21 protein-coding genes and 1 other RNA gene are annotated in these 24612 nt (G+C 56.8%); 12 read left to right on the top strand and 10 right to left on the bottom strand.

The annotated features are described in order from the left end of the window. Positions 1–182: 182 nt before the first annotated feature. Both ACLI4M_RS21915 and ACLI4M_RS21910 read left to right on the top strand, forming a co-directional pair. Positions 183–926 (top strand): EAL domain-containing protein, encoded by a 744-nt coding sequence (locus ACLI4M_RS21915; RefSeq protein WP_133623502.1) that lies wholly within the window; start codon positions 183–185, stop codon positions 924–926. 89 nt (positions 927–1015) lie between these two features. After that, positions 1016–2455: a protein adenylyltransferase SelO gene (locus tag ACLI4M_RS21910; RefSeq protein ID WP_133623503.1), complete on the top strand. Its 1440-nt coding sequence runs from the start codon at positions 1016–1018 to the stop codon at positions 2453–2455. Here the strand turns inward: ACLI4M_RS21910 and ACLI4M_RS21905 are convergent. The 6 genes from ACLI4M_RS21905 to ppsR form a co-directional block, all read right to left on the bottom strand. Next, positions 2452–3231: a heme ABC transporter ATP-binding protein gene (locus ACLI4M_RS21905; protein ID WP_133623504.1), complete on the bottom strand. Its 780-nt coding sequence runs from the start codon at positions 3229–3231 to the stop codon at positions 2452–2454. The two genes, ACLI4M_RS21910 and ACLI4M_RS21905, sit on opposite strands and share 4 nt — an antisense overlap. Then, positions 3224–4225 (bottom strand): FecCD family ABC transporter permease, encoded by a 1002-nt coding sequence (locus ACLI4M_RS21900; protein WP_133623505.1) that lies wholly within the window; start codon positions 4223–4225, stop codon positions 3224–3226. Before ACLI4M_RS21900 ends, ACLI4M_RS21905 begins: the two co-directional genes overlap by 8 nt. Then, positions 4222–5043, bottom strand: a complete 822-nt coding sequence (locus ACLI4M_RS21895; RefSeq protein ID WP_133623506.1) for a heme/hemin ABC transporter substrate-binding protein — start codon at positions 5041–5043, stop codon at positions 4222–4224. Before ACLI4M_RS21895 ends, ACLI4M_RS21900 begins: the two co-directional genes overlap by 4 nt. Next, the gene (locus ACLI4M_RS21890; RefSeq protein ID WP_133623507.1) at positions 5040–6071 is read right to left on the bottom strand and encodes a hemin-degrading factor; all 1032 of its coding nucleotides are present in this window, start codon (positions 6069–6071) and stop codon (positions 5040–5042) included. Before ACLI4M_RS21890 ends, ACLI4M_RS21895 begins: the two co-directional genes overlap by 4 nt. A gap of 171 nt (positions 6072–6242) precedes the next feature. After that, positions 6243–7289, bottom strand: a complete 1047-nt coding sequence (locus ACLI4M_RS21885) for a 3-deoxy-7-phosphoheptulonate synthase (RefSeq protein WP_133623508.1) — start codon at positions 7287–7289, stop codon at positions 6243–6245. Positions 7290–7439: 150 nt separating this feature from the next. Continuing rightward, positions 7440–8273, bottom strand: a complete 834-nt coding sequence (gene ppsR / locus ACLI4M_RS21880; RefSeq protein WP_048916181.1) for a posphoenolpyruvate synthetase regulatory kinase/phosphorylase PpsR — start codon at positions 8271–8273, stop codon at positions 7440–7442. A gap of 474 nt (positions 8274–8747) precedes the next feature. Between ppsR and ppsA the strand changes: the two genes are divergently transcribed. Next, positions 8748–11126: a phosphoenolpyruvate synthase gene (ppsA, locus tag ACLI4M_RS21875; protein WP_133623509.1), complete on the top strand. Its 2379-nt coding sequence runs from the start codon at positions 8748–8750 to the stop codon at positions 11124–11126. A 159-nt stretch (positions 11127–11285) separates the two neighbouring features. Here ppsA and rprA read toward each other — a convergent pair. Next, positions 11286–11395, bottom strand: an RNA gene (rprA, locus tag ACLI4M_RS21870) — antisense sRNA RprA. A 264-nt stretch (positions 11396–11659) separates the two neighbouring features. Continuing rightward, positions 11660–12784, bottom strand: a complete 1125-nt coding sequence (ydiK, locus tag ACLI4M_RS21865) for an AI-2E family transporter YdiK (protein ID WP_133623510.1) — start codon at positions 12782–12784, stop codon at positions 11660–11662. 250 nt (positions 12785–13034) lie between these two features. Between ydiK and ydiJ the strand changes: the two genes are divergently transcribed. Both ydiJ and ACLI4M_RS21855 read left to right on the top strand, forming a co-directional pair. Next, positions 13035–16094 (top strand): D-2-hydroxyglutarate dehydrogenase YdiJ, encoded by a 3060-nt coding sequence (gene ydiJ / locus ACLI4M_RS21860; protein ID WP_133623511.1) that lies wholly within the window; start codon positions 13035–13037, stop codon positions 16092–16094. Further along, complete coding sequence (locus tag ACLI4M_RS21855; RefSeq protein ID WP_133623512.1) at positions 16094–16513, top strand: hotdog fold thioesterase; 420 nt, start codon at positions 16094–16096, stop codon at positions 16511–16513. Before ydiJ ends, ACLI4M_RS21855 begins: the two co-directional genes overlap by 1 nt. Before the next feature lie 57 nt (positions 16514–16570). Here ACLI4M_RS21855 and ACLI4M_RS21850 read toward each other — a convergent pair whose 3' ends face one another. Then, positions 16571–16975 carry a hypothetical protein gene (locus ACLI4M_RS21850; protein WP_048916176.1) on the bottom strand — a complete coding sequence of 135 codons (405 nt, stop codon included), beginning with the start codon at positions 16973–16975 and terminating at the stop codon, positions 16571–16573. A 390-nt stretch (positions 16976–17365) separates the two neighbouring features. Here ACLI4M_RS21850 and sufA point away from each other — a divergent pair, with 390 nt between their 5' ends. From sufA to ACLI4M_RS21815, 7 genes are all read left to right on the top strand, one after another. Further along, positions 17366–17740: a Fe-S cluster assembly scaffold SufA gene (gene sufA, locus ACLI4M_RS21845; RefSeq protein WP_048916175.1), complete on the top strand. Its 375-nt coding sequence runs from the start codon at positions 17366–17368 to the stop codon at positions 17738–17740. Between the two features lie 5 nt (positions 17741–17745). After that, entirely contained in the window at positions 17746–19239 is a 1494-nt protein-coding gene (gene sufB / locus ACLI4M_RS21840; RefSeq protein ID WP_048916174.1) for a Fe-S cluster assembly protein SufB, read from the top strand. A gap of 180 nt (positions 19240–19419) precedes the next feature. Then, a complete protein-coding gene (gene sufC, locus ACLI4M_RS21835) occupies positions 19420–20166 on the top strand; it encodes a Fe-S cluster assembly ATPase SufC (protein ID WP_048916173.1) in 747 nt (248 codons plus the stop codon). Next, complete coding sequence (gene sufD / locus ACLI4M_RS21830) at positions 20141–21421, top strand: Fe-S cluster assembly protein SufD (protein WP_133623513.1); 1281 nt, start codon at positions 20141–20143, stop codon at positions 21419–21421. Before sufC ends, sufD begins: the two co-directional genes overlap by 26 nt. Further along, positions 21418–22638, top strand: coding sequence for a cysteine desulfurase SufS (gene sufS, locus ACLI4M_RS21825; protein ID WP_133623514.1), 1221 nt, complete (start codon positions 21418–21420; stop codon positions 22636–22638). The genes sufD and sufS overlap by 4 nt, the downstream gene beginning before the upstream one ends. Before the next feature lie 67 nt (positions 22639–22705). Then, entirely contained in the window at positions 22706–23128 is a 423-nt protein-coding gene (gene sufE, locus ACLI4M_RS21820) for a cysteine desulfuration protein SufE (protein WP_048916170.1), read from the top strand. Positions 23129–23196: 68 nt separating this feature from the next. Further along, positions 23197–24219, top strand: coding sequence for a L,D-transpeptidase family protein (locus tag ACLI4M_RS21815; RefSeq protein ID WP_133623515.1), 1023 nt, complete (start codon positions 23197–23199; stop codon positions 24217–24219). Positions 24220–24338: 119 nt separating this feature from the next. Here ACLI4M_RS21815 and ACLI4M_RS21810 read toward each other — a convergent pair whose 3' ends face one another. Continuing rightward, positions 24339–24575, bottom strand: coding sequence for a major outer membrane lipoprotein (locus ACLI4M_RS21810; protein ID WP_016169824.1), 237 nt, complete (start codon positions 24573–24575; stop codon positions 24339–24341). Positions 24576–24612 lie beyond the last annotated feature (37 nt).

Here is a 24612-nt window from a genome sequence, read left to right as displayed (position 1 = left end):
CAGCAGACTAATGATTCTGACTAGATGAATTATGTCAGTTTTGTGTTAGCGTAACGATCTGGATTAGAGGCATAAGCACACCACAGCTGAATTTCTGTATGGAAACTGACTCAGAGCTCAATGGCCTGGCCTGATTGGTTGATCTCGGATGCGGTGAGTGTCGCTTAATAATGGCGAATAAAATGAAAATCCATCTGGAAGCGGATTATAAAACTTTTACAGCATTCTGCCCGGTTTACCGGCCCGGCGGGCAGCTGGCTGCTGTTGAAATGTTGACACACTTTGCTCATGCGCAGGCCAACGTGGTCATCCCGCAGGAGATTTTGATACCACAGTTAAATGAACATCAACGCGTCCTGCTATTGCAGGATCAGATTAATATTATTGAGAAGCATTACGCTTTCTTTAGTAGCCATAATATAAATGTGGCTATAAATATTGATGAGCGACTGGCAGAAACCATCCTCGCAAGTGACTTTCTGATTAAAAAAATGAACCAGCTGGATTGTATTGAATTGGAAATTAGTGAAAGTTTTCCAGATATCGCTGGGGGTAAAAACAATCCCTGCCTGCAGGGCTTGAGTCAACATTTTCACTTAAGTCTGAATAATTATGGTGCTGGAAAAGCCACGTCAAAAGCCGTTTTTGACAATCTTTTCTATCGCATTAAGCTGGACCGGGGATTTATTCAGCACAATATTAAACGCGGCTCTTTTCCGCCCTTTATCAGCGCAATTCTCGACCATATCAAACCGCACTGTCACGCCGTGGTGGTGCAGGGCGTTGACGATATCAGCGGCTTGCAAAGCATTCGCCACTTTGCCTTCGACGGTATCCAGAGCGCGCTGTTCCCCCCGGTAGATGAAGAGGGGTTGAGCCATTTGGTGGACCCGCCATACTTACTGCAGCAGCCCGTGCTGCAATAACCCTGCTAATCCTCTGTGTTTAGCCGCCGCCGCGCGCTTTACACTGACAGCGTTGTCGGGGATCTTCCTGGCCGCGCTTCGGAGGCGTCATGCATTTCAATAACACCTGGTTTCACGAGCTGAGCGGTTGCTACACCGCATTAACCCCCACGCCGTTAAAAAATCCCCGCCTGCTGTACCACAGCGCGCAGCTGGCGCAGGAGCTGGGGCTGGAGGCAGCGCTGTTTACCCCAGATAACCCAGGTTTATGGAGCGGTGAAAAGCTGATGCCCGGAATGCAGCCGCTGGCACAGGTCTATAGCGGCCATCAGTTCGGCGTCTGGGCAGGGCAGCTCGGCGATGGGCGTGGGCTGCTGCTGGGTGAGCAGCAGCTGGATGACGGACGCAAATTCGACTGGCATCTGAAAGGGGCGGGGCTGACGCCCTATTCGCGCATGGGCGATGGCCGTGCGGTGCTGCGCTCCACTCTGCGCGAGTTTCTCGCTTCTGAGGCGATGCACCACCTGGGTATTCCGACTTCGCGCGCGTTAACGGTGGTGACCAGCGATGAACCGGTCTATCGCGAAACCACCGAACCCGGAGCCATGCTGCTGCGCGTGGCGGAAAGCCACCTGCGCTTTGGCCATTTCGAACACTTTTACTACCTTGGGCAGCAGGAAAAAGTCACCCAGCTCGCCGACTACGCAATCCGCCATCACTGGCCGCATCTGCAGCAGGAAGCCGATAAATATCTGCTGTGGTTTAGCGATGTGGTGCAGCGCACCGCGCGCCTGATTGCTGGCTGGCAGAGCGTGGGCTTTGCCCACGGGGTGATGAATACCGACAATATGTCGATCCTCGGCCTGACGCTGGATTATGGGCCGTATGGCTTCCTCGATGACTATCAGCCGGAGTTTATCTGTAATCATTCGGACCACCAGGGGCGCTACAGCTTTGAGAATCAGCCGATGGTAGGGCTGTGGAACCTGAATCGCCTGGCGCACGCGCTCTCCGGCCTGATGAGCGCCGGGCAGCTGAAACAGGCGCTGGCGGGCTATGAACCGGAGCTGATGCGCGCCTGGGGTGAAAAAATGCGTGCGAAGCTTGGGCTGCTAACGCGCAGCAAAGAGGATAACAATATTCTTACCGGGCTGCTGTCGCTGATGACCAAAGAGGGCAGCGACTATACGCGCACTTTCCGTCTGTTGAGCAGCAGCGAACAGCAGCAGTCACGCTCCCCGCTGCGCGATGAATTTATCGATCGTGAGGCGTTCGACAGCTGGTACAACGTCTGGCGTCAGCGTCTGTTACAGGAAGAGTGCAGCGATGAGCAGCGCCAGCAGGCGATGAAGCAGGCTAATCCGGCGATTGTGCTGCGCAACTATCTGGCGCAGCAGGCGATAGAACAGGCGGAGCAGGACGATATCAGCGTACTGGCACGCCTGCATCGGGCGCTGTCGCAGCCGTTTGACGACGCGCCAGAGTTTGCTGACCTGGCGCGCCGCCCACCTGACTGGGGCAAAAAACTGGAAGTGAGCTGCTCCAGCTAACGGCGCAGCGACACCTGGGGCACCCCTTCGCTCAGATGCGGGTGCACCATCACATCGGCCTGATACCAGCGCGTCAGCGTCGCTTCCTCCAGCACCTCTTCCGGCGTGCCCTGCGCCACCAGACGTCCCTCCGCCAGCAGCAGCACGCGATCCGACCACAGTGACGCCAGGTTGAGATCGTGCAGCACGCAGCAGACGCTGAGCGGATGCTGGCGCGTGAGCTGGTAGAGCAGGCGCAGCAGGTGCTGCTGATGGTAGAGATCCAGTGCCGAGGTGGGTTCATCGAGGAACAACCAGCCGCGCGGGCCGTTATGCTGCCACAGCTGCGCCAGCGCCCGGGCCAGCTGTACCCGCTGCTGTTCTCCGCCGGAAAGCTGCTGATAGTCGCGCTGCGCCAGGCCGTCGCAGCCGGTCAGCGCCATCACCTGCTCCACCACTGCCTGCAGCGGTTTGCCCGGCCACGGCGCGCGCCCCATCGCGACCACCTCCTTCACGCTGAGCGGAAAGGCCATGCTGCTCTGCTGGCGCATCACCGCCCGCTGCTGCGACAGCCGGGCCGCAGACCAGTGTGCCAGCGGCTCACCCATTAGCGTGCAAATGCCCTGCTGCGGCGTCAGGAAGCCGGTGAGCAGCCGCAGCAGCGTCGATTTCCCCGCGCCGTTGGGGCCGATAAGGGAGACCAGCTCGCCCGGATGCAGCGTCAGCGACACCTCTTCAATCAGCCAGCGCTGCCCGAGCTGATAGCTCAGCGCCTCCGCGGTCAATGCTTCAGCCATTGAGCCCTCCTCGGCGGCGCAGGATCAGCCACAGAAACCACGGGCCACCGATCAGGCTGGTCAGCAGCCCGACCGGCATTTCCGCCGGGGCCACCAGCGTGCGCGCCAGCGTATCTGCCAGCAGCAGCAGGATAGCCCCGCTTAGCAGGGAGGAGGGCAGCAGCCAGCGATGATCGCCGCCCAGGCAGTAACGCATCAGGTGCGGCATCACCAGGCCAATAAAGCCAATCACCCCGCTGACCGCCACGGCGGCCGCCACCAGCAGTGCGCTGAGCACCAGCAGATAGCGCTGAGTGCGCGGCACGTCAACGCCCAGATAGTGCGCCTCTTCTTCACCCAGCTGCAGCAGATTAAGGCGCCGTGCGAGGCGCTGAACCAGCACCATGCACGGCAGCACTACCGAGGCACAAACCAGCACCGTGGGCCACTGCGCCTGCCCCAGGCTGCCCATACCCCACAGAGACAGCTGGCGCAGCTGCTGGTCATTGCTCATCCATGAGAGCACCCCGACCGCCGCGCCGCACAGCGCATTGATTGCAATCCCCACCAGCAGCAGGCGACTTAACCCGCTGACGCCCTGGCGGCTGAGTAGAAAAATGATCAGCGTCACTGCCATGCTGCCGATAAAGGCCGCCAGCAGCGGCAGATAGAGCGTCAGCACGCCGGGCAGGGAAAATGACATCACAATAGAGAGCGCAACCGCCAGCGCCGCGCCGCTGCTAATCCCCAGCAGGCCGGGATCGGCCAGCGGATTACGGAACAGACCCTGCATCACGCAGCCGGAGAGCGCCAGCGCGCCGCCGACGATAACCGCCAGCAGCACGCGCGGCAGACGGATGCTGAACCAGATCTGCCACAGGCTGCTGTCGCTGCCCGCATGCCACAGCATCGGCAGCGACAGATGCATCGCGCCGATGTTAGCGGCGCCGATGCCGAGCAGCATCAGCGACAGCAGCAATACGCCGAGCCAGCGCAGGTGGCGCACTGACATCATTGCACGGCTTCCGCAGCCTGACGCAGTTTGAGGATCGCCGCCGGGGTATCAATGCCAAAGCCGAGCAGGGCCATGTCGTCGACGACCAGCAGCTGTCGGTTTTTCGCGGCCGGCGTCAGCGCGATACCGGGCAGCTTCCACAGATTTTCCTCGCCGCCAAGGGTACGGATACCGTCGACGGTAACGACGATCAGCTGCGGTGCGCTGGCAACGACCCCCTCCTGCGACAGCGGCTGATAGCGCTGGATGCTGGCCATGGCGTTTTGCAGCCCGGCGGCACGGATTGCGCCGTCAGCCGATGTCCCGCTGCCTGCAGCCATTGCTCCCATGCCCTGATGGGCCAGAATAAACAGCACCTTAACCGGAAGTTGTTGCGCAGGTACTTTTGCCAGCTGGCTGCGCACTCTCTTTTGCAACAGCGCTCCCTGCTCCTCGCGGTGCAGCGCGGCGGCAATGGTCTGGATTTTCTCGTTGATGGCGGAGATCTCATTTTTGCCGGTCACATCCACCACTTTGACGCCGTTCTGTTCCACCTGCTGCAGTGCCAGCGCCGGTTTAGCCAGTTCGCTGGCGATCACCAGCGTCGGCTTCAGCGCCAGGATCCCTTCGGCGTTCAGCATGCGCATATATCCGACATCAGGCAGCTTCGTGGCGACCGCCGGATGCAGGCTGGTGCTGTCGCGAGCCACCAGCTCCTGTTGGGCATCGAGCGCGTAGATAATCTGCGTAACATCACCGCCGATACTGACGATACGCTGCGCGGCGGCGGCAGAAAAGGCCAGCGGCAGGGCCAGCAGGGCAATCAGTCGGAATTTCATACGGTGGCGTCCTCAGCGCTGAGGGTAGCCAGCTGTTCCCGCCAGCGCATTTGCTCCGGCTGACCTTCGCTGCGCTGGCCGTAGAGTTGGGCAATCTGCGTGCCGTCAGCGGCAAACAGTTCAAGGCTGGTGACGATGCCATCGGCGGTAGGTTTACGGGTAATCCAGCTTTCGGCAATCAGCTGTTCCTGCAAGTGCAGGGTAAAGGCCGGATTGAAGATGTTCAGCCAGTTGTGCATCGGCATCAGCTTCTCAATTCTGCCGGTAAAGATCTGCGTGCAGGCGCGGTTGCTGACAAAAATCATGATCTCGTTAGCATCCTGACGCACCGTTTCCAACAGCGCGGCCAGCGAGCTATTGCTGACCTGCTGCGCCAAATCGTGGCTTACCGCGCGGAACGCCTGTTGACGCGTGACACTGTGTTTTTTCAGCAGGCGGAAGAACTGGTGGACGTCGGTCATCGCGCGCCATTCGCTCTCCAGCAGCTCAGCATCAAATTCACTGGCGCTGGCCGCAGCCACAGCCGGTTCTACGCTGAACGCTGAGGTCGGTTCGCTGTGATAATCCTTCAGCAGCTGCTGCCAGGCGCCCATATCGGTGTTATCGGTGGCGTAAACTTTCAGCACTGCGTCACCCTGCCGATCGAAGAACTGGATGCTCTGTCGTTCGCCATGCCCGGTCATCTCCTGCAGGTGAAAGACGCTGGCCCACTGGTTGACGAACACGCGCAGGTCGAGCGCACGCGGGTTGAGCACAATACCGGCGTGGGCACCGATCTGAATATTGCTGAACGTACCCAGCTGCTCGTGCACCGCATACTCATTGCGCGTAATGCATTTGGTTTCCCCCACGGCCGCCAGCGCGTGCAGCAGTTGCGCCATCGCCGGGCGCAGCGGCTGCGCCTGATGGCCGACGCGAGCGGCTGTCAGTTCCGCTTCACTGATATCCATCATGGCGGCCAGATCGCGCGCATATTTCTTCGGGTGCTGCTGTTTTAGCTGGAGGTAACGGGGATAGTGCGCGGTCATGTGCTGTGTCCTTATCAGGGGGGTAAACGTCAAGGGCATTTTTTATCAGAATGATAATCATTATCAATAAATGGCAGCGGCGCGCAAGCAGAAAATGAGCGTGATGTATGACGGCGGCACAAAAGAAAAAGGCTGCCCCCGTGGGAGCAGCCCTGTTGGCTATTCAGCCGCTCAGAAGCGGCTGTCGACCGCGTCAGCCAGCAGCTGCAGAACCTCAGCGCTGTCGTCCCAGCCAAGGCAGGGGTCGGTAATAGACTGGCCATACACCAGCGCTGCGTTCGGCGTGACTTTTTGCGTGCCTTCCTGCAGGAAGCTTTCAATCATCACGCCAGCCACGGCGCGCGAGCCGCTGCGGATCTGCTGCGCAACGTCGGCGGCGACCTCCTTCTGGCGGCGATGCTGCTTCAGGCAGTTGCCGTGGCTGAAGTCGATCACCAGCTGTTCAGGCAGGTTGAATTCACGCAGGCTGGCCGCCGCGTCTGCGATATCCGCAGCGTGATAGTTCGGCACCTTTCCGCCGCGCATGATGACGTGACCGGAGGGGTTACCGCTGGTCTGATAGATGGTCATCTGGCCGCGTTTGTCCGGCGAGAGGAACATGTGGCTGACGCGGGCGGCACGAATGGCGTCCACCGCAATGCGCGTATTGCCGTCGGTGCCGTTCTTGAAGCCAACCGGGCAGGAGAGCGCCGAGGCCATTTCGCGGTGGATCTGGCTTTCGGTGGTGCGCGCGCCGATAGCCCCCCAGCTGATCAGGTCGGCAATATACTGGCCGATCACCATATCGAGGAATTCCGTTGCGGTCGGCATGCCCAGCGCGTTGATATCCAGCAGCAGCTTACGCGCCACCGCCAGGCCGTGGTTGATACGGAAGCTGCCGTCAAGGTCGGGATCGGAGATCAGGCCTTTCCAGCCCACCACGGTACGCGGTTTCTCAAAGTAGGCGCGCATAACAATCTCAAGGCGCGAGTGATGCTTCTCGCGCAGCGCGTTGAGGCGCCCGGCATACTCCAGCGCCGCACGCGGGTCGTGCAGCGAGCAGGGGCCGATCACCACCAGCAGGCGCGGGTCTTCACCATTCAAAATGCGCGCAATACGTTTACGTGACGCCGTCACGTTGTCGGCAATCGCCGCGGTGATCGGCAGGTTTTCCTGCAGATCGGCAGGCGTAACCAGGCTATCGATGCGCGCGGTTCGCAGTTCATCTGTTCTGTTCATCAACGTTCTCTGAAATCTTTGTCTTCACAACGGCAGGAATGCCGGGAAGTAATGGCGTCCACCTTAAACCAAACCGTGATGATTTCAACCGTAAAACAGCAGGGGAAGAGTGAAATTCAGCCCCTGCCCGCTGCGTCAGAACTGCAAAAATCAGTACATGCGCCGCGTTAATCCCATGATATCGAGGATCTTAGTCGCAATCTCTTCCACCGAATAGTTGGTGCTGTTGAGGTAGCGGATCTGATGGGTGCGGAACAGGGCTTCCACCTCGCCGACTTCCAGCCGGCACTGGCGCATAGAGGCATAGCGGGTATTTTCGGCGCGCTCCTGGCGGATTGCGGCAAGGCGTTCCGGGTCGATGGTCAGGCCAAACAGCTTATTTTGAAAAGGCTTCAGCGCCGGGGGCAGCTTGAGGTTATCCATATCGTCGGCGATAAACGGATAGTTAGCGGCGCGCACGCCAAACTGCATCGCCAGATAGAGGCTGGTGGGCGTTTTCCCGCAGCGCGAGACGCCGAGCAGGATCACCTGCGCATCTTCCAGCCCGCGCAGTGAAATACCATCATCGTGCGCCAGGGTGTAATCAATGGCGGCGATACGGGCATCGTATTTACCGAGGTTGTTGGCGGTCAGACCGTGGGTGCGGTTGGCGACCGGGGCGGGATCCACTCCCAGCTCCTGCTGCAGCGGGGCCACCAGCGACTGCACAATGTCCTGACAAAAGCCGTCACTTTGCAAAATAATCTCGCGGATGGCGGGCGTGACAATTGAGATAAACACCAGCGGGCGCACGCCGCTTTGCTGGTAAATGGCATTGATTTGGGCTTTCACTGCCTGAGCGCGCTGCACGGTCTCAACAAAGGGCAGGGTAACGCTATTAGCGATCACCGGGAACTGTGACAGTACCGCGTGGCCCAGCACTTCGGCAGTGATTGCCGTGCCGTCTGAAATATAAAAAACACTGCGTTCGGCGTTCACGTCCATTTTCTCTCCGCGTTCGGGGGGTTAAGCAGACTAAATTAATCTGCCTGAATAATGCAAATCGTGATAAAGCTCGCGAAATAAAATAAAAAATCCATTTCATGATGATTTGAACTTTTTATTTTTATAAAATCAGACCATTCGCCTCTTTTAGCCTAAAATGAAATATCGTTTCTATCCATTATGCGTTTTTACCGCCCTTTTTATTAGAATCATTCTAATAAGGAATCGTTTTCTGTTGCGCAAAGAATTTTTCCCCCTGCATGCATTAAAAATACATAACGCACTGAAAAATAATGTTTATTATTATTTTATCCGTTGCGCAACGCTGTTTTCTCACGCGGAGTATTCTTAAAAAGATTTTTTTCAGCTGCTTGAACGATTCAACACTTTATCAATCCGGCTTAACTGTGCCAGTCTCATGAAGCAATGCTGTGTCCCTAATATTCCTAATTAAATCTTACAAGGATTGCTTCAATGTCCAATAAAGGCGAATTGCCGCTTGTGCTCTGGTATAACCAGCTTGGCATGAACGATGTGGATCGGGTGGGAGGCAAAAATGCCTCTCTGGGTGAAATGATTACTAATTTGTCGTCATTAGGCGTGTCCGTGCCTAACGGCTTTGCGACAACCTCAGAAGCGTTCAACCTGTTTCTCGATCAGAGCGGCGTCAATCAGCGTATCTACGATCTGCTGGATAAGACCAATATTGATGACGTTGATGAGCTGGCTAAAGCGGGTAAACAGATCCGTCAGTGGATAGTTGAAACGCCATTTACGCCGCAGCTTGAGCAGGCGATTCACGAAGCGTACAACCAGCTCTCTGCCGATGACGCCGAAGCGTCATTCGCCGTGCGCTCTTCGGCCACGGCGGAAGATATGCCCGATGCCTCGTTCGCGGGTCAGCAGGAAACCTTCCTCAACGTACAGGGTTACGATGCGGTGCTGGTGGCGGTGAAGCATGTTTATGCCTCCCTGTTTAACGACCGCGCCATCTCTTACCGTGTGCATCAGGGTTACGACCATCGCGGCGTGGCGCTCTCGGCGGGCGTGCAGCGCATGGTGCGTTCTGACCTCGCATCCTCTGGCGTGATGTTCACCATTGACACTGAATCCGGCTTTGACCAGGTGGTGTTTATCACCTCTGCGCTGGGCCTGGGTGAGATAGTGGTGCAGGGCGCGGTTAACCCGGACGAATTCTACGTGCACAAACCCACGCTGGCCGCCGGCCGCCCGGCGATTGTGCGCCGTAATATGGGGTCGAAAAAGATCCGCATGGTTTACGCCGACTCACAGGAGCACGGTGAGCAGGTGAGAATCGAGGACGTGCCGGAAGCGGAGCGTGACCGCTTCTCGCTGACGGATAGCGAAGTCGAAGCGCTGGCGGCGCAGGCGGTGCAGATTGAGAAGCACTACCAGCGCCCGATGGATATTGAGTGGGCGAAGGATGGCCACACCGGCAAGCTGTTTATCGTACAGGCGCGCCCGGAAACCGTGCGTTCCAATGGCTCGGTGATGGAACGCTACACCCTGCAGGGTAAAGGCAACGTGGTGGTTGAAGGCCGTGCTATCGGTCACCGCATTGGTGCCGGTGAAGTCAAAGTGATCTACGACATCAGCGAAATGAACCGCATTGAGAAAGGCGATGTGCTGGTGACGGACATGACCGACCCGGACTGGGAGCCGATCATGAAGAAGGCGTCAGCGATTGTCACTAACCGCGGCGGCCGAACCTGCCACGCGGCGATTATCGCCCGCGAGCTGGGTATCCCGGCGGTGGTTGGCTGCGGTAACGCCACTGATATTCTTAAAGATGGTAATAAAGTGACCGTCTCCTGTGCGGAAGGCGATACCGGCTACGTGTACAACGATCTGCTGGACTTTGAAGTGAAGAGCTCGCAGGTTGACGAGATGCCGTCGCTGCCGCTGAAGATCATGATGAACGTCGGTAACCCTGACCGGGCATTTGACTTCGCCTGCCTGCCGAACGAAGGCGTGGGTTTAGCGCGCCTGGAGTTCATCATCAACCGGATGATCGGCGTGCACCCGAAAGCACTGCTGGAGTTCGACCAGCAGACGCCGGAGCTGCAGCAGCAGATCCGCGCGCTGATGAAAGGGTTCGATGACCCGGTGGAGTTCTACATCGCCCGCCTGACGGAAGGGATTGCCACGCTGGGTGCCGCTTTTGCGCCGAAGCGCGTGATTGTGCGCCTGTCGGACTTCAAAACCAACGAGTATGCCAACCTGGTGGGCGGCGAGCGCTACGAGCCGGAAGAAGAGAACCCGATGCTTGGCTTCCGCGGTGCCGGGCGCTATGTGGCCGACAGCTTCCGTGACTGTTTCGCACTGGAGTGCGCGGCGATGAAGCGCGTGCGCAATGATATGGGGCTGACCAATGTCGAAGTGATGGTGCCGTTTGTCCGTACCGTGGCGCAGGCGAAAGCGGTGGTGGAAGAGCTGGAGCGTCAGGGTCTGAAGCGCGGGGAGAACGGGCTGAAGATTATCATGATGTGTGAAATCCCGTCGAATGCGCTGCTGGCCGACGAGTTCCTGCAATATTTTGACGGCTTCTCAATCGGCTCTAACGATATGACGCAGCTGGCGCTGGGGCTGGATCGCGACTCTGGCGTAGTATCCGAGCTGTTTGACGAGCGTAACGATGCGGTGAAAGCGCTGCTCTCGATGGCGATCCGCGCCGCGAAGAAGCAGGGAAAATACGTCGGCATCTGCGGTCAGGGGCCTTCAGACCACGAAGACTTCGCGGCGTGGCTGATGGAAGAGGGTATCGACAGCCTGTCACTGAACCCGGACACCGTGGTGCAGACCTGGCTGAGCCTGGCCGAGTTGAAGAAGTAATCACCGCCTTCATCAGTCGCGGCTGACCCACTTTTGCGGTCAGCGCGCTGCAATAATCACTCGCTGGTCGACCAAAAAACGGTCGACCACGACATAAGTTGTGCGAACACCTTACGGCTGACCACTCTCTGGTCAGCCTTTTTTTATCTCAAATTTTAGCCAAAAAAAAGCCCATCACAGGGGATGGGCAAAGACTACACACAGCAATTCTGTACTTCACTCAGGGGGAAATGCTTTGTTTAAAAATCAGTGGGTTGATCTCAAACTTGTTATCCATACTATGCAACCGCGTTCCTGGAGTCTTTAAGAATCCTCTTATTAGTTTAAAAGTGATAATCTTTTAACTCGGATTGCCCATCATAGCGCTGAAAAAGATGGGCAAAATATGAGCAATATAGGTTAAGTCGTGTTTAAAAGGCTAAAAAAGGGGGTTTAGAGATAAATATCGTTAATGGAATTCTTAATTCACGGCAGGTAAGTATTCTGATCGCTAATGATTGCGGCCGGGACTACCGACCGCAGAATTGACAAAATTATGGTTTTGACTGGTGCGTCTCGGCTTCCATTTCGGCCAGCTCTTCCACCACGGCCAGCGCGTCCTCTTCTGGAGGGGGCGACTCATGCACCCAGACGGATACCAGGCGGTATGAGACCGCCAGCACCACTGGCCCGATGAATAATCCTATCATGCCAAACGCCACCAGCCCGCCAATAACCCCCGAGAGTATCAGGATCATCGGCAAATCGGCCCCCATGCGGATCAGCATCGGGCGCAGAACATTGTCCAGTGTTCCTACCACGCAGCTCCAGATCAGCAGCACGGTGCCCCAGGTGGTATCGCCACTCCAGTAAAGCCAGACGATCGCCGGGACCAGCACAATCAAGGGACCGAGCTGTACCAGGCAGGAGAGAATCATCAGCACCGTCAAAATGGCCGCATAAGGAATTCCGGAGATCGCCAGCCCAATGCCGCCCAGCACGCCCTGCACCAGCGCGGTCACCACCACACCGAGCGCGACGGCGCGGATCGCCTGACCGGCCAGCAGCACCGCCGCATCGCCGCGACGTGACGCCAGGCGGAAAGCGAAGTGGCGAATGCCGTGACCGACCTGTTCACCACGCCAGTAAAGCAGCACGCTAAACAGCAGCATCAGACCGATGTGCAGCATAAAGCGACCAAAATGCCCGGCCTGGGCAAAGAAAAAGCCGGTAGTGCGGCCAATATAAGGCTGAACCTGAGTGATAATGGCGCTGCCGCCACCGGCCACCAGCTTGTGCCAGGCGGAATAGAGCTTTCTGCCGACCAGTGGGATCTCACGCAGCCAGTGTAAATCGGGCATTTGCAGCTTGCCGGAGGTCAGCCACGCCAGCAGGGGGCCGCCGTTCTCTACCAGGCTGTTAACCAACATGGCGATGGGAATAATAAACACCAGGATAAGCAGAATGGTCATGGCTAACACGGCCAGCGCGCGGCGGCCCCACAGCAGGCCCTGAATTTTGATCATCAGGGGCCAGGTGGCGATCACCACCATGCTGGCCCAGGCAAAGCCGAGAATAAATGGCTGTACGACCCAAAAGCACGCGACGATCATGATGCTGATAAACAGCAACGAGAAAATGATCTGCGGTAAATCCCAGCCTGTTTGCGCGTTTTTCATTGACGAAAAGTGACCTCAAGTAAAAAGAACAATGATGCGATATCTCTCTAAAATCAGTGCCAGCAAAGCGGTTACGCTGAGCCTGACTGCTTAAGCATGATGTATTAAATGATTTTGTGACAGAGACAACAGGTTATTCTTTTGCCTCATTTTTTGAAATAACGGCAGGTGATAAAAAAATGTGATAAAACGGATAACTGCGCCATTTGAGCAACGCAAACGATTCACACAACTTTTTGGTCACCCGATAATGATCCCACAGATTTCCCAGGCACCCGGCCTCGTTCAAACGGTGCTGAATTTTTTGGATGCGTTAAAGCAGCACGGATTTACCGGCGATACGGCCACCAGCTATGCCGATCGGCTGATTATGTCCACCGACAACAGCATCTATCAGCTGCTGCCTGATGCTGTCCTCTTTCCCCGCTCCAGCGCCGATGTGGCCTTGATTGCCCGCCTGGCAGCTGATGAGAAATACCGTACCCTGAGCTTTACCCCGCGCGGTGGCGGCACTGGCACCAACGGGCAGTCGTTAAATCAGGGTATCGTGGTCGACATGTCGCGGCATATGAAGAATATTCTCGAGATCAATGTCGAACAGGGCTGGGTAAGAGTTGAAGCTGGCGTGATAAAAGATCAGCTCAATGCCTACCTTAAACCGTTTGGCTATTTCTTCTCCCCTGAGCTGTCGACCAGCAACCGCGCCACGCTGGGCGGTATGATTAACACCGATGCCTCCGGGCAAGGTTCGCTGGTTTACGGTAAAACCTCAGACCATGTGCTGGGGCTGAAAGCCGTGCTGCTGGGCGGTGAGGTGCTGGACACCCGCGCGATGCCGGTGAGCGAGGCTGAAGTGCTGGCGCAGCAGCCGGGTGCCGAGGGTAATATTTACCGCGTGGTGCTGGATCGCTGCCGTCAGCAGCGCCAGCTGATTATCGATAAATTTCCCAAGCTGAACCGCTTCCTGACGGGTTACGATCTGCGCCACGTGCTGAGCGACGATCTGCAAAACATCGATCTGACGCGCATTCTGTGCGGTGCGGAAGGGACGCTGGCCTTTATTACCGAAGCGAAGCTCGATATCACCCCGATCCCGAAAGTGCGGCGGCTGGTCAATATTAAGTATGACTCCTTCGACTCCGCGCTGCGCAATGCCCCCTTTATGGTGGAAGCGAAAGCGCTGTCGGTAGAAACCGTCGACTCGAAAGTCCTGAATCTGGCGCGTGAAGATATCGTCTGGCACTCGGTTAGCGAATTGATTACCGACGTCCCGGATAAAGAGATGCTCGGACTGAATATGGTCGAGTTCGCAGGGAATGATAAGCCGCTGATTGATGGCCAGGTTGAGGCGCTGTGCGCCCGGCTTGATACGCTGATGGCGACGCGTGAGGGCGGCGTGATTGGCTATCAGCTGTGTGATGACGTCTCCGGCATTGAGCGCATCTACGGCATGCGTAAAAAGGCGGTCGGGCTATTGGGTAACGCCAAAGGCCGCGCCAAGCCAATCCCGTTTGTTGAAGATACCTGCGTGCCGCCGCACAACCTGGCGGACTATATTGTGGAGTTCCGGGCGCTGCTCGATGGGCACAATCTCAGCTATGGCATGTTTGGCCATGTCGATGCCGGGGTGCTGCACGTGCGCCCGGCGCTGGATATGTGTGACCCGCAGCAGGAGATGCTGATGAAGCAGATCTCCGACGAAGTGGTGGCGTTGACGGCTCGCTATGGCGGCCTGCTGTGGGGGGAGCATGGGAAAGGCTTCCGTGCGGAGTACAGCCCCTCCTTCTTCGGCCCGCAGCTGTATGAAGAGCTGCGCCGTATTAAAGCGGCGTTCGATCCCGCTAATCGTCTCAATCCGGGTAAAATCTGTGCGCCGCTGGGGGTGGATGATCCAATGCTGAAGGTCGATGCCGTGAAGCGGGGTACTTACGATCGCCAGATCCCGATTAACGTGCGCAGCGACTGGCGCGGCGCGATGGAGTGTAATGGCAACGGACTGTGCTTTAACTTCGACGTGACAAGCCCGATGTGCCCGTCGATGAAGATCACCGCCAACCGTATGCACTCGCCGAAGGGGCGCGCGACGCTGACGCGTGAATGGCTGCGCCTGCTGGCGGAGCAGGGTGTGGATCCGCTGCTGCTGGAGAAACAGCTGCCGGAGCAGGGCGTCAGCCTGCGCGGGATGATCCAGCGCACGCGCAATAGCTGGCAGGCAAAACGCGGGCAGTATGACTTTTCGCACGAGGTGAAAGAGGCGATGTCAGGCTGCCTGGCGTGTAAAGCCTGCTCGACTCAGTGCCCGATCAAAATCGACGTGCCGGGCTTCCGCTCGCGCTTTCTGCAGCTCTACCACACTCGCTACCTGCGTCCGGCCAGTGACTATCTGGTGGCCACGGTAGAAAGCTATGCGCCGCTGATGGCGAAAGCGCCTAAAACCTTTAACTTCTTCCTGCGTCAGCCGTGGGTGAAATCGCTGAGCAAGCGTCATATCGGTATGGTCGATCTTCCGCTGCTCTCTTCGCCGACGCTCAAGCAGCAGCTGGCCGGGCACCGTGCGCTGAGCACCACGCTGGAAAGCCTGGAGCAGATGAGCCCGGCGCAGCGCGCGCAGCAGGTACTGGTGGTACAGGATCCCTTTACCAGTTACTACGAAGCGCAGCTGGTGGCTGATTTTGTCCAGCTGATTGAAAAGCTCGGCTACCGCGCCGTGGTGCTGCCGTTCTCACCCAACGGTAAAGCGCAGCATATCAAAGGCTTCCTGCAGCAGTTTGCGCGCACCGCAGAGAAAACCGCAGACTTCCTGAATCGGGTGGCACGCCTTGAGTTGCCAATGGTGGGTGTCGATCCGGCACTGGTGCTGTGCTATCGCGATGAGTACCACCAGGTGCTGGGCGATAAGCGCGGCGAGTTCCAGGTTCAGCTGGTGCATGAGTGGCTACATAACGCGCTGCCTGAAGTGAACAGCACGGTGCAAGCGGCGCAGGGTGAAGCGTGGTATCTGTTTGGCCACTGCACCGAAGTGACCGCCTTGCCGGGATCGGTAAAGCAGTGGGAAAACATCTTCGCCCGCTTTGGTGCCCGGCTGGAAAATGTCAGCGTCGGCTGCTGCGGTATGGCCGGAACCTACGGCCACGAATCGAAAAATCTGCAGAACTCGCTGGGGATTTATGAGCTATCCTGGCAGCAGGCGATGCAAAAACTGCCGCGCCAGCGCTGTCTGGCGACCGGCTACTCGTGCCGCAGCCAGGTTAAGCGCATTGAAGGTAGCGGTGTGCGCCACCCTCTGCAGGCTTTACTGGAGATCATCTGATGGCAATCTGGAAACGCGCAGCCACGCTTGAGCAGCTTAATCAGCGCAGCCAGGGAACAATGGTGGCGCATATCGGCATCTGTTTCACCGCGCTGAATGAAGAGAGTATCGAGGCGCTGATGCCGGTGGATAGTCGAACCCGTCAGCCGTTCGGGCTGTTGCACGGCGGTGCTTCGGTGGTGCTGGCGGAGACGCTAGGCTCAATGGCGGGCTATCTGTGTACTGAAGGTGAGCAACAGGTGGTTGGCCTGGAGGTCAACGCTAACCACCTGCGCTCCGCACGTGACGGTGAGGTGCGCGGAATTTGTCGAGCGGTGCATATTGGTCGCCGCCATCAGGTCTGGCAAATCGAGATTTTCGACGTTAGCGACAGATTATGCTGTACTTCTCGCTTAACCACGGCAGTAATCACGCCATAACCCCGCTTTTTGCGGGGTTTTTCCTATCGGCTGCACACGGTATACTGGTTTACAGAATCACATAATCCATGAAGCGTGCTTGACGAATTCGCTTTGCAGCAGGGTTGCTTTATCCCATTCGCCGTTCAGCGCCAGCTGATGACACAGGCGGCTCAGGGAGTGACGCGCCAGCTGCCAGGCCTGCATCCGATAGAGCCGTTCGCGTGTCGTGTCGCTTAATTCAATAACCAGCCGTTGATGAAGTTTGCCCATTGCGTGCAGATAACTTTGATCGTCGCCGTTGAGTTGACAGAGTTCGGCCATGTCCAGACAGGTATCGTTGAACTTGCGCAGCTGTTCTATGGTGCACTCCGGGCGGTTTAATTTAGCCTGCGCCATGTAGAAATCGACGGTGATATCACGTACGGAAAATTTGTACTGATCAATTTTATGTTGCAGCCATGCACTCATCGACAGATTCATTGCTGGTTCCAGTCGCGCTAATGATAATCATTATCATATTATAACTGCGACATTATTCAATCACTGTGAGCGAATTTTTATCGATTAATGCCGCCTCTCAGAAAAATCGGTGATAACGATAAGCGGGGCGTTCAAAAGGGTTAAAATAGTTCTTATTAAGAACCAACAGGTGATAACAAAATATAAACATCTTATTTTCAATCGCTTATCTTTCGCAGGGTTCGGCTCGTGAGGTAGATCGCATTCTGTTTTTCAGGGTCTAAACTTATAAAACAGCCTCTAAAAAGCATCTTTGGCCTTTATCCCTGCAAAACAAGAGGTTGAAGTGATTCAGGTTATCACTAACATAGGGGCACTAGCCCGAAGGGCTATCGTATCGCGAGGTAAATTATGCAATCAGCAAATCCTGCCACTTTTTCTCCAGATGACTTTATCTGGAAAGGACTGACGCTAACAGACAGCGCAGCCAAACAAATCATTAACCTGACTGCCGGTGACCCTGAAATCAAGGGACTGAAGCTGGGTGTGAAGACCTCGGGCTGTGCCGGTTTCGGCTACACCATGGATATGGTGAAAGAGTCAGCGGCGGATGATCTGGTGTTCAGCCATAACGGCGCGGCGTTGATCGTGCCCCTGCAGGCGATGCCCTATATCGACGGCACGGAAGTTGATTTCGTGCGCGAAGGCCTGAACCAGATTTTCAAATTTAATAACCCTAAAGCTCAACACGCCTGCGGCTGTGGTGAGAGCTTTGGCGTTGAGTGAATACTATGTCTCGTAATACTGACGCATCTGATGATGTACAGGTTTGGGAAGGCGGCCAGCAGAAGTACAAAGAGGGCTTCTTTACCCAACTGCAAACCGAAGAGTTCGAGCACGGCATCAATGAAGATGTGGTGCGCGCCATCTCGGCCAAACGTAATGAACCTGAGTGGATGCTGGAATTCCGCCTGAAGGCATTTGCTGCCTGGCTGGAGATGGAAGAGCCACACTGGCTGAAAGCCAACTACAAAAAGCTGGATTATCAGGATTACAGCTATTACTCCGCGCCGTCCTGCGGCAACTGCGATGATAGCTGCGCCTCTGAGCCAGGGGCTACCCAGGCCTCACCCGGTGATGCGCCCAATTATCTGACGCAGGAAGTGGAAGACGCCTTTAAGCAGCTCGGTGTGCCGGTGCGTGAAGGGCAGGAAGTGGCGGTTGATGCCATCTTCGACTCCGTTTCTGTCTCGACCACCTACCGCGACAAGCTGGCGAAAGAGGGGATTATCTTCTGCTCGTTCGGCGAAGCGATTCACGATCATCCTGAACTGGTGCAGCAGTACCTCGGCACCGTGGTTCCGGCCAATGACAACTTCTTTGCCGCGCTGAACTCGGCGGTCGCCTCTGACGGCACCTTCGTTTATATCCCGAAAGGCGTGCGCTGCCCGATGGAACTGTCGACCTATTTCCGCATCAATGCGGCGAAAACCGGCCAGTTCGAACGTACCATTCTGATTGCCGATGAAGGTAGCTATGTCAGCTATATCGAAGGCTGTTCCGCACCGGTGCGCGACACCTATCAGCTGCATGCCGCAGTGGTAGAGGTCATTATCCATAAAGATGCTGAAGTGAAATATTCCACCGTGCAGAACTGGTTTTCCGGCGGCGATTCTGAAGGCGGTATCCTCAACTTTGTGACCAAGCGTGCGCTGTGTGAAGGCGAAAACAGCAAAATGTCCTGGACGCAGTCGGAAACCGGTTCAGCCATCACCTGGAAATACCCGAGCGTGATCCTGCGCGGTGATAACTCTATCGGTGAGTTCTTCTCCGTGGCGCTGACCAGCGGCCGCCAGCAGGCGGATACCGGCACCAAAATGATCCACATCGGTAAAAATACTAAATCGACCATCATCTCGAAAGGGATCTCGGCTGGAACCAGCCAGAATACCTATCGCGGCCTGGTGAAGATCATGCCGACGGCGACCAACGCCCGTAACTTCACCCAGTGCGACTCAATGCTGATTGGCGCTGAATGCGGAGCGCATACCTTCCCTTATGTGGAGGTGCGCAATAACACCGCGCAGCTGGAGCATGAAGCGACGACTTCACGCATCGGCGAAGACCAGCTGTTCTACTGCCTGCAGCGCGGGATCAGCGAAGACGATGCGATTTCGATGATTGTTAACGGCTTCTGCAAGGATGTCTTCTCGGAGCTGCCGCTGGAGTTTGCGGTGGAAGCGCAGAAACTGTTGGCGATCAGCCTGGAACACAGCGTGGGCTAACCCTGCGCGCACAAGAACTCTACCCTAAATTATTGGAGTTGCAGCAAGGCGGCCAGTGCGTGAATCTCCGGGAGCTTACTGATGTAAGTGACCGGGGTGAGCACACGCAGCCAACGCCGATGCAGCTTCAAGAATGAAGGGTATATCAACAGTGCTGGAAAGCACTGTGAAGGAAACCTTATGTTAAGCATCAAAGATTTACAGGTCAGCGTTGAAGACAAAGCTATCCTGCGTGGGTTGAATCTTGAAATCAAACCTGGGGAAGTGCACGCCATCATGGGGCCGAACGGCTCAGGGAAAAGCACGCTTTCTGCCACGCTGGCAGGACGTGAAGATTATGAAGTGACCGGCGGTTCCGTCGAGTTCAAAGGCAAAGACCTGCTGGAGCTAGACCCGGAAGAGCGCGCCGGTGAAGGCATCTTTATGGCCTTCCAGTACCCGGTTGAAATTCCAGGCGTCAGCAACCAGTTCTTCCTGCAAACCTCGGTAAACGCGGTGCGTAAATACCGCGAGCAGGAAGCGCTGGACCGTTTTGACTTCCAGGACTTTATCGAAGAGAAAATCCACCTGCTGAAAATGCCTGAAGATCTGCTGACCCGTTCGGTCAATGTGGGCTTCTCCGGCGGTGAGAAAAAGCGCAACGACATTCTGCAGATGGCGGCGCTGGAGCCGGATCTGTGCATTCTGGATGAAACTGACTCCGGTCTGGACATCGATGCTCTGAAAATTGTCTCCAACGGCGTCAACAGCCTGCGCGACGGCAAGCGCTCATTTATTATCGTCACCCACTACCAGCGTATTCTTGACTACATTAAGCCTGATTTCGTCCACGTGCTGTACCAGGGCAAGATCGTTAAATCAGGGGATTTCTCACTGGTGAAACAGTTGGAGGAGCAAGGCTATGGCTGGCTTACCGACGAAGAGTGAAAACGCGCTGCAACAGTGGCATCACCTGTTTGAAACGCGCGGTGAAAACCGCTCAATGCAGGCACAACAGCACTGGCAGCAGCTGCTGCGCCTAGGCCTGCCAACGCGTAAGCAGGAAAACTGGAAATACACGCCGCTGGATCAACTGCTGGACCACCACTTCGTGCTGCCAAAACCCGCCGTGCTGACTGCGGATGTGGTCGACGCTCAGGCGCTGGCGATTGATGCCGTGCGCCTGGTGTTTGTCGATGGCCGCTTCGCCCCTGAGCTGAGTGATGCCGAGTTTGATCTGTTTGATATTCAGGTGACTCAGGCTGCGGAGCGTCGTGAACTCGACGCACCTATCCAGCCTGAAGTGTTCCTGCATCTGACCGAGAGCCTGGCTGAAGAGGTGACCACCATTCATCTGGCGCGTGGCAAAGCTGCTGCCCGTCCGCTCTACCTGCTGCATATCAGCAGCGGCAGCGCGCAAGGTGAGATGAACACTTCGCACTATCGCCACCATTTGCAGCTGGATGAAGCGGCTGAAGCGACGGTGATTGAGCACTACCTCAGCCTGAACGCCAGCACCCACTTCACCGGGGCGCGTTTTACCGCCAACGTGGGCAATAACGCGGCGCTGACGCACTACAATCTGTGCTTTGAAGATCAGAGCAGCTACCACTTCTCACACAACGATCTGACCCTGGGTCGTGATGTGCGCGTGCAGAGCCACAGCTTCCTGTTGGGTGCCGGTCTGACCCGTCACAACACCAGCAGCAAACTGGAAGGCGAGGGCAGCGATCTGGTAATTAACAGCCTGATGCTGCCGCTGGATAAAGAAGTGTGCGACAGCCGCACCTATCTTGAGCACAACAAAGGGTATTGTCAGAGCCGTCAGCTGCACAAAACTATCGTGCGTGACCGTGCGCGTGCCGTATTCAACGGTCATATCAAAGTAGCGAAGTACGCGCTGAAGACCGACGGGCAGATGAGCAACAATAACCTGCTGTTAGGTCGTCTGGCGGAAGTGGACACCAAACCGCAGCTGGAAATCTACGCGGATGACGTGAAGTGCGGCCACGGCGCGACCATTGGTCGTATCGACGAAGAGCAGATGTTCTATCTGCGCTCGCGCGGTATCGACGAAGCCGCAGCGCAGCGCATGATCATTTACGCCTTTGCCGCTGAGCTGACCGAAGCCATCAATGATGAAACGCTGAAAGAGGCTGTGATGCAGCGCATTGCACAGCGTTTTCCTGGAGGCCTGCAATGAGTTTTGACCTGGCCCGTGTGCGGGCGGCATTCCCGTTACTGACGCGCGAGGTCAACGGGCAACCGCTGGCCTATCTCGACAGTGCCGCCAGCGCGCAGAAGCCGCAGGTCGTCATTGACGCCGAAAGTCGTTTCTACGAGCACGGCTATGCCGCTGTGCATCGTGGTATCCATACGCTGAGCGCGGAAGCGACCACCGAGATGGAAAACGTGCGCGTACAGGCAGCACAGTTTCTCAACGCTGCCTCAGCGGAAGAGATTGTGTTTGTTAAAGGCACCACCGAAGCGATTAATCTGGTCGCCAGCAGCTGGGGCGGCAGTCAGCTGCAGCCAGGCGACAACATCATCATCACGGAGATGGAGCATCACGCCAACATCGTACCGTGGCAGATGGTGGCTGAGCGTACCGGCGCGGAAGTGCGTTTTATCCCGCTGACCGCCAATGGCGAGCTGGACGTTGCGCAGCTGCCTGCGCTGATGGACAGCCGTACGCGCATGCTGGCCGTGACTCACGTCTCCAACGTGTTGGGCACTGAAAACCCGGTAAAAGCGCTGGTGGCTCAGGCCAGGGCGGCGGGTGTTGCGACTCTGATCGACGGCGCACAGGCGGTTATGCATCAGCAGGTCGACGTGCAGGATCTGGACTGTGATTTCTATGTCTTCTCCGGGCATAAAATTTACGGCCCGACCGGTATTGGTATTCTGTATGGCCGCAAAGCCCTGCTGGACCAGATGCCACCGTGGGAAGGGGGCGGATCGATGATCGCCACCGTCAGCCTGACGAAAGGCACCACTTATGCCGCCGCGCCGTGGCGCTTCGAAGCTGGCTCACCGAACACCGGCGCTATCATTGGTCTGGGTGCTGCGCTGAAGTGGGTGAGTGAACTGGGGCTGGAGGTCATTGCCGAGCGCGAGCAGCAGCTGATGCACTATGCCCTGGAAAAACTGGCCACGGTGCCGGATCTGGTGATCTATGGTCCACGGCAGCGTTCCGGCGTCATTGCCTTTAACCTCGGCAAGCATCACGCTTTTGACGTTGGCAGCTTCCTCGATCAGTACGGCATCGCTATTCGTACCGGCCACCACTGCGCCATGCCGCTGATGCAACACTATCAGGTGCCGGCAATGTGTCGCGCCTCGTTTGTGCTGTATAATAGCGAAGATGAGGTCGACCGTCTGGTCGCAGGTTTAATACGTATTCACCGTTTGCTGGGTTAAGTTTCAACCCGCACCGACCCGCAGGGGCGAGGCATGCCTCGCCCCTGCGTTTTTAAGTGAGGAAGCAATGGCAACTCTGCCAGATAAAGACAAGCTGGTGCGCAACTTTAACCGCTGCGCCAACCAGGAAGAAAAGTATCTCTACATCATTGAATTAGGCGCACGCCTGCCAGAATCGTCTGATTCCCTGCAGCAGCCGGAAAATATCGTGCCCGGCTGTCAGAGCCAGGTGTGGATAGTGGTTGATACCGATGCAAGTGGCTGTGTGCGCCTGCAGGGCGACAGCGATGCCGCGCTGGTTAAGGGCCTCATTGCTATCGTTTTTGCTCTCTATCAGAAGATGACGCCGCAGGAGATTGTCGACTTCGACGTGCGCCCGTGGTTCGCCGATCTCTCCCTGACGCAGCAGCTCACCCCATCCCGCTCGCAGGGGCTGGAAGCCATGATTCGTGCCATACGTCAGAAAGCGCTGATTTTAACTCAGGGCTGAGTTGCTACACTACCCGGTAAGCACCCCACGAACGGGGTGCTCTCTCCACCTATAACCGGGAAACGCGCATGAAACCTCTGTCTCGCTTTGCTGCAGCTTTTACGCTCACCTTTCTTGCCGGGGCGCACAACGCCAGCGCAACTGAATACCCTTTACCCCCTGCCGACAGCCGCCTGATTGGTGAGAACACCACTTACGTCGTCCCCAACGACGGCCAGCCGCTGGAAGCCGTGGCGGCGAAATATAAAATCGGGCTGCTCGGCATGCTGGAAGCCAACCCGGGTACCGACCCGTGGCTACCCAAAGCGGGCAGCGAACTGACCATCCCTACCCAGATGCTGCTGCCGGACACTAAGCGTGAAGGCATTGTGGTAAACGTCGCGGAACTGCGCCTCTACTATTACCCGAAAGATGAAAACCGCGTGATCGTCTATCCGATCGGTATCGGTCAGCTGGGGGCGAACACGCCGGCGATGGTCACCAGCATCAGCCAGAAAATCCCCAATCCGACCTGGACACCCACGCCAAACATCCGTAAGCGCTACGCGGCCGAAGGCAAGAGCCTGCCGGTGACCGTGCCTGCCGGGCCGGATAATCCAATGGGGCTGTATGCGCTGCGTCTGGCCTACGGCCAGCAGCACTACCTGATCCACGGCACCAACGCTGATTTTGGCATCGGGATGCGCGTCAGCTCCGGCTGCATCCGCCTGCGGCCAGACGATATTGAGGCGCTGTTTAATAGCGTCCCGAAAGGTACGCGCGTGCAGATTATCAACCAGCCGGTGAAATATGCGGTGGAACCGGACGGCAAACGCTATCTGGAGGTGCATCAGCCGTTGTCGCACAGCGAAAAAGACGATCCGCAAACCATGCCGATTGCGCTAACCGCAGCGGCGAAGAAGTTCATGCAGGATCCTGACGGTGACAGGGCAATGATCAAAGCTGCCATGACGCGTCGCTCAGGTATGCCGGTGCTGGTCAACAAAGGGGAGAAAGCCGGAACGGAGGATACTGTGCCTGCTGTAGCGCAGCAGACGCCTTCTGCTACGTCCTCCAGTGCACCTGCGACTGTGTCTCAGGTCGGGGAATAAAGCGCTCAGCGTGGCTGAGATTGCGTTTAGCAGCAGGGGCTGGAAGCAAGCCGTGGAAGGCCCCGAAACGCAGGCAAAAAAAATGGCGCACTAAGTGCGCCATTTTTAAACCAGAACTCTTACTTACGGTAAGAGTGAGCCTGGTTGTCCAGACGCTGGTTAGCGCGTGCTGCGTCATCTTTAGCAGCCTGAACGTCAGAACGGATTGCGTTCACGTCGTTGCTCAGCTGGTCAACTTTAGCGTTCAGAGTCTGAACGTCGGTAGACAGCTGGTCGATTTTAGCGTTGCTTGAGCAACCAGCCAGCAGAGTTGAACCCAGGATTACCGCGCCCAGTACCAGTTTAGTACGATTCATTATTAATACCCTCTAGATTAAGTTAATCTCCATGTAG

It is taken from the genome of Erwinia sp. LJJL01 (genome assembly GCF_047300805.2).
GTDB lineage: Bacteria > Pseudomonadota > Gammaproteobacteria > Enterobacterales > Enterobacteriaceae > Erwinia > Erwinia aphidicola.
This window is presented reverse-complemented; position numbering and strand designations above follow the sequence as displayed.

Coding starts and splice junctions, on each gene's coding strand:
- ACLI4M_RS21895 (WP_133623506.1), bottom strand. CDS start 5,043: ATGAAATTCCGACTGATTGCCCTGCTGGCCCTGCCGCTGGCCTTTTCT.
- ACLI4M_RS21915 (WP_133623502.1), top strand. CDS start 183: ATGAAAATCCATCTGGAAGCGGATTATAAAACTTTTACAGCATTCTGC.
- ACLI4M_RS21855 (WP_133623512.1), top strand. CDS start 16,094: ATGGCAATCTGGAAACGCGCAGCCACGCTTGAGCAGCTTAATCAGCGC.
- sufS (WP_133623514.1), top strand. CDS start 21,418: ATGAGTTTTGACCTGGCCCGTGTGCGGGCGGCATTCCCGTTACTGACG.
- ppsR (WP_048916181.1), bottom strand. CDS start 8,273: ATGGACGTGAACGCCGAACGCAGTGTTTTTTATATTTCAGACGGCACG.
- ydiJ (WP_133623511.1), top strand. CDS start 13,035: ATGATCCCACAGATTTCCCAGGCACCCGGCCTCGTTCAAACGGTGCTG.
- ACLI4M_RS21900 (WP_133623505.1), bottom strand. CDS start 4,225: ATGATGTCAGTGCGCCACCTGCGCTGGCTCGGCGTATTGCTGCTGTCG.
- ACLI4M_RS21905 (WP_133623504.1), bottom strand. CDS start 3,231: ATGGCTGAAGCATTGACCGCGGAGGCGCTGAGCTATCAGCTCGGGCAG.
- ACLI4M_RS21850 (WP_048916176.1), bottom strand. CDS start 16,975: ATGAATCTGTCGATGAGTGCATGGCTGCAACATAAAATTGATCAGTAC.
- sufC (WP_048916173.1), top strand. CDS start 19,420: ATGTTAAGCATCAAAGATTTACAGGTCAGCGTTGAAGACAAAGCTATC.
- ACLI4M_RS21910 (WP_133623503.1), top strand. CDS start 1,016: ATGCATTTCAATAACACCTGGTTTCACGAGCTGAGCGGTTGCTACACC.
- sufA (WP_048916175.1), top strand. CDS start 17,366: ATGCAATCAGCAAATCCTGCCACTTTTTCTCCAGATGACTTTATCTGG.
- ACLI4M_RS21890 (WP_133623507.1), bottom strand. CDS start 6,071: ATGACCGCGCACTATCCCCGTTACCTCCAGCTAAAACAGCAGCACCCG.
- ydiK (WP_133623510.1), bottom strand. CDS start 12,784: ATGAAAAACGCGCAAACAGGCTGGGATTTACCGCAGATCATTTTCTCG.
- ACLI4M_RS21885 (WP_133623508.1), bottom strand. CDS start 7,289: ATGAACAGAACAGATGAACTGCGAACCGCGCGCATCGATAGCCTGGTT.
- ACLI4M_RS21810 (WP_016169824.1), bottom strand. CDS start 24,575: ATGAATCGTACTAAACTGGTACTGGGCGCGGTAATCCTGGGTTCAACT.
- ACLI4M_RS21815 (WP_133623515.1), top strand. CDS start 23,197: ATGAAACCTCTGTCTCGCTTTGCTGCAGCTTTTACGCTCACCTTTCTT.
- sufE (WP_048916170.1), top strand. CDS start 22,706: ATGGCAACTCTGCCAGATAAAGACAAGCTGGTGCGCAACTTTAACCGC.
- sufB (WP_048916174.1), top strand. CDS start 17,746: ATGTCTCGTAATACTGACGCATCTGATGATGTACAGGTTTGGGAAGGC.
- ppsA (WP_133623509.1), top strand. CDS start 8,748: ATGTCCAATAAAGGCGAATTGCCGCTTGTGCTCTGGTATAACCAGCTT.
- sufD (WP_133623513.1), top strand. CDS start 20,141: ATGGCTGGCTTACCGACGAAGAGTGAAAACGCGCTGCAACAGTGGCAT.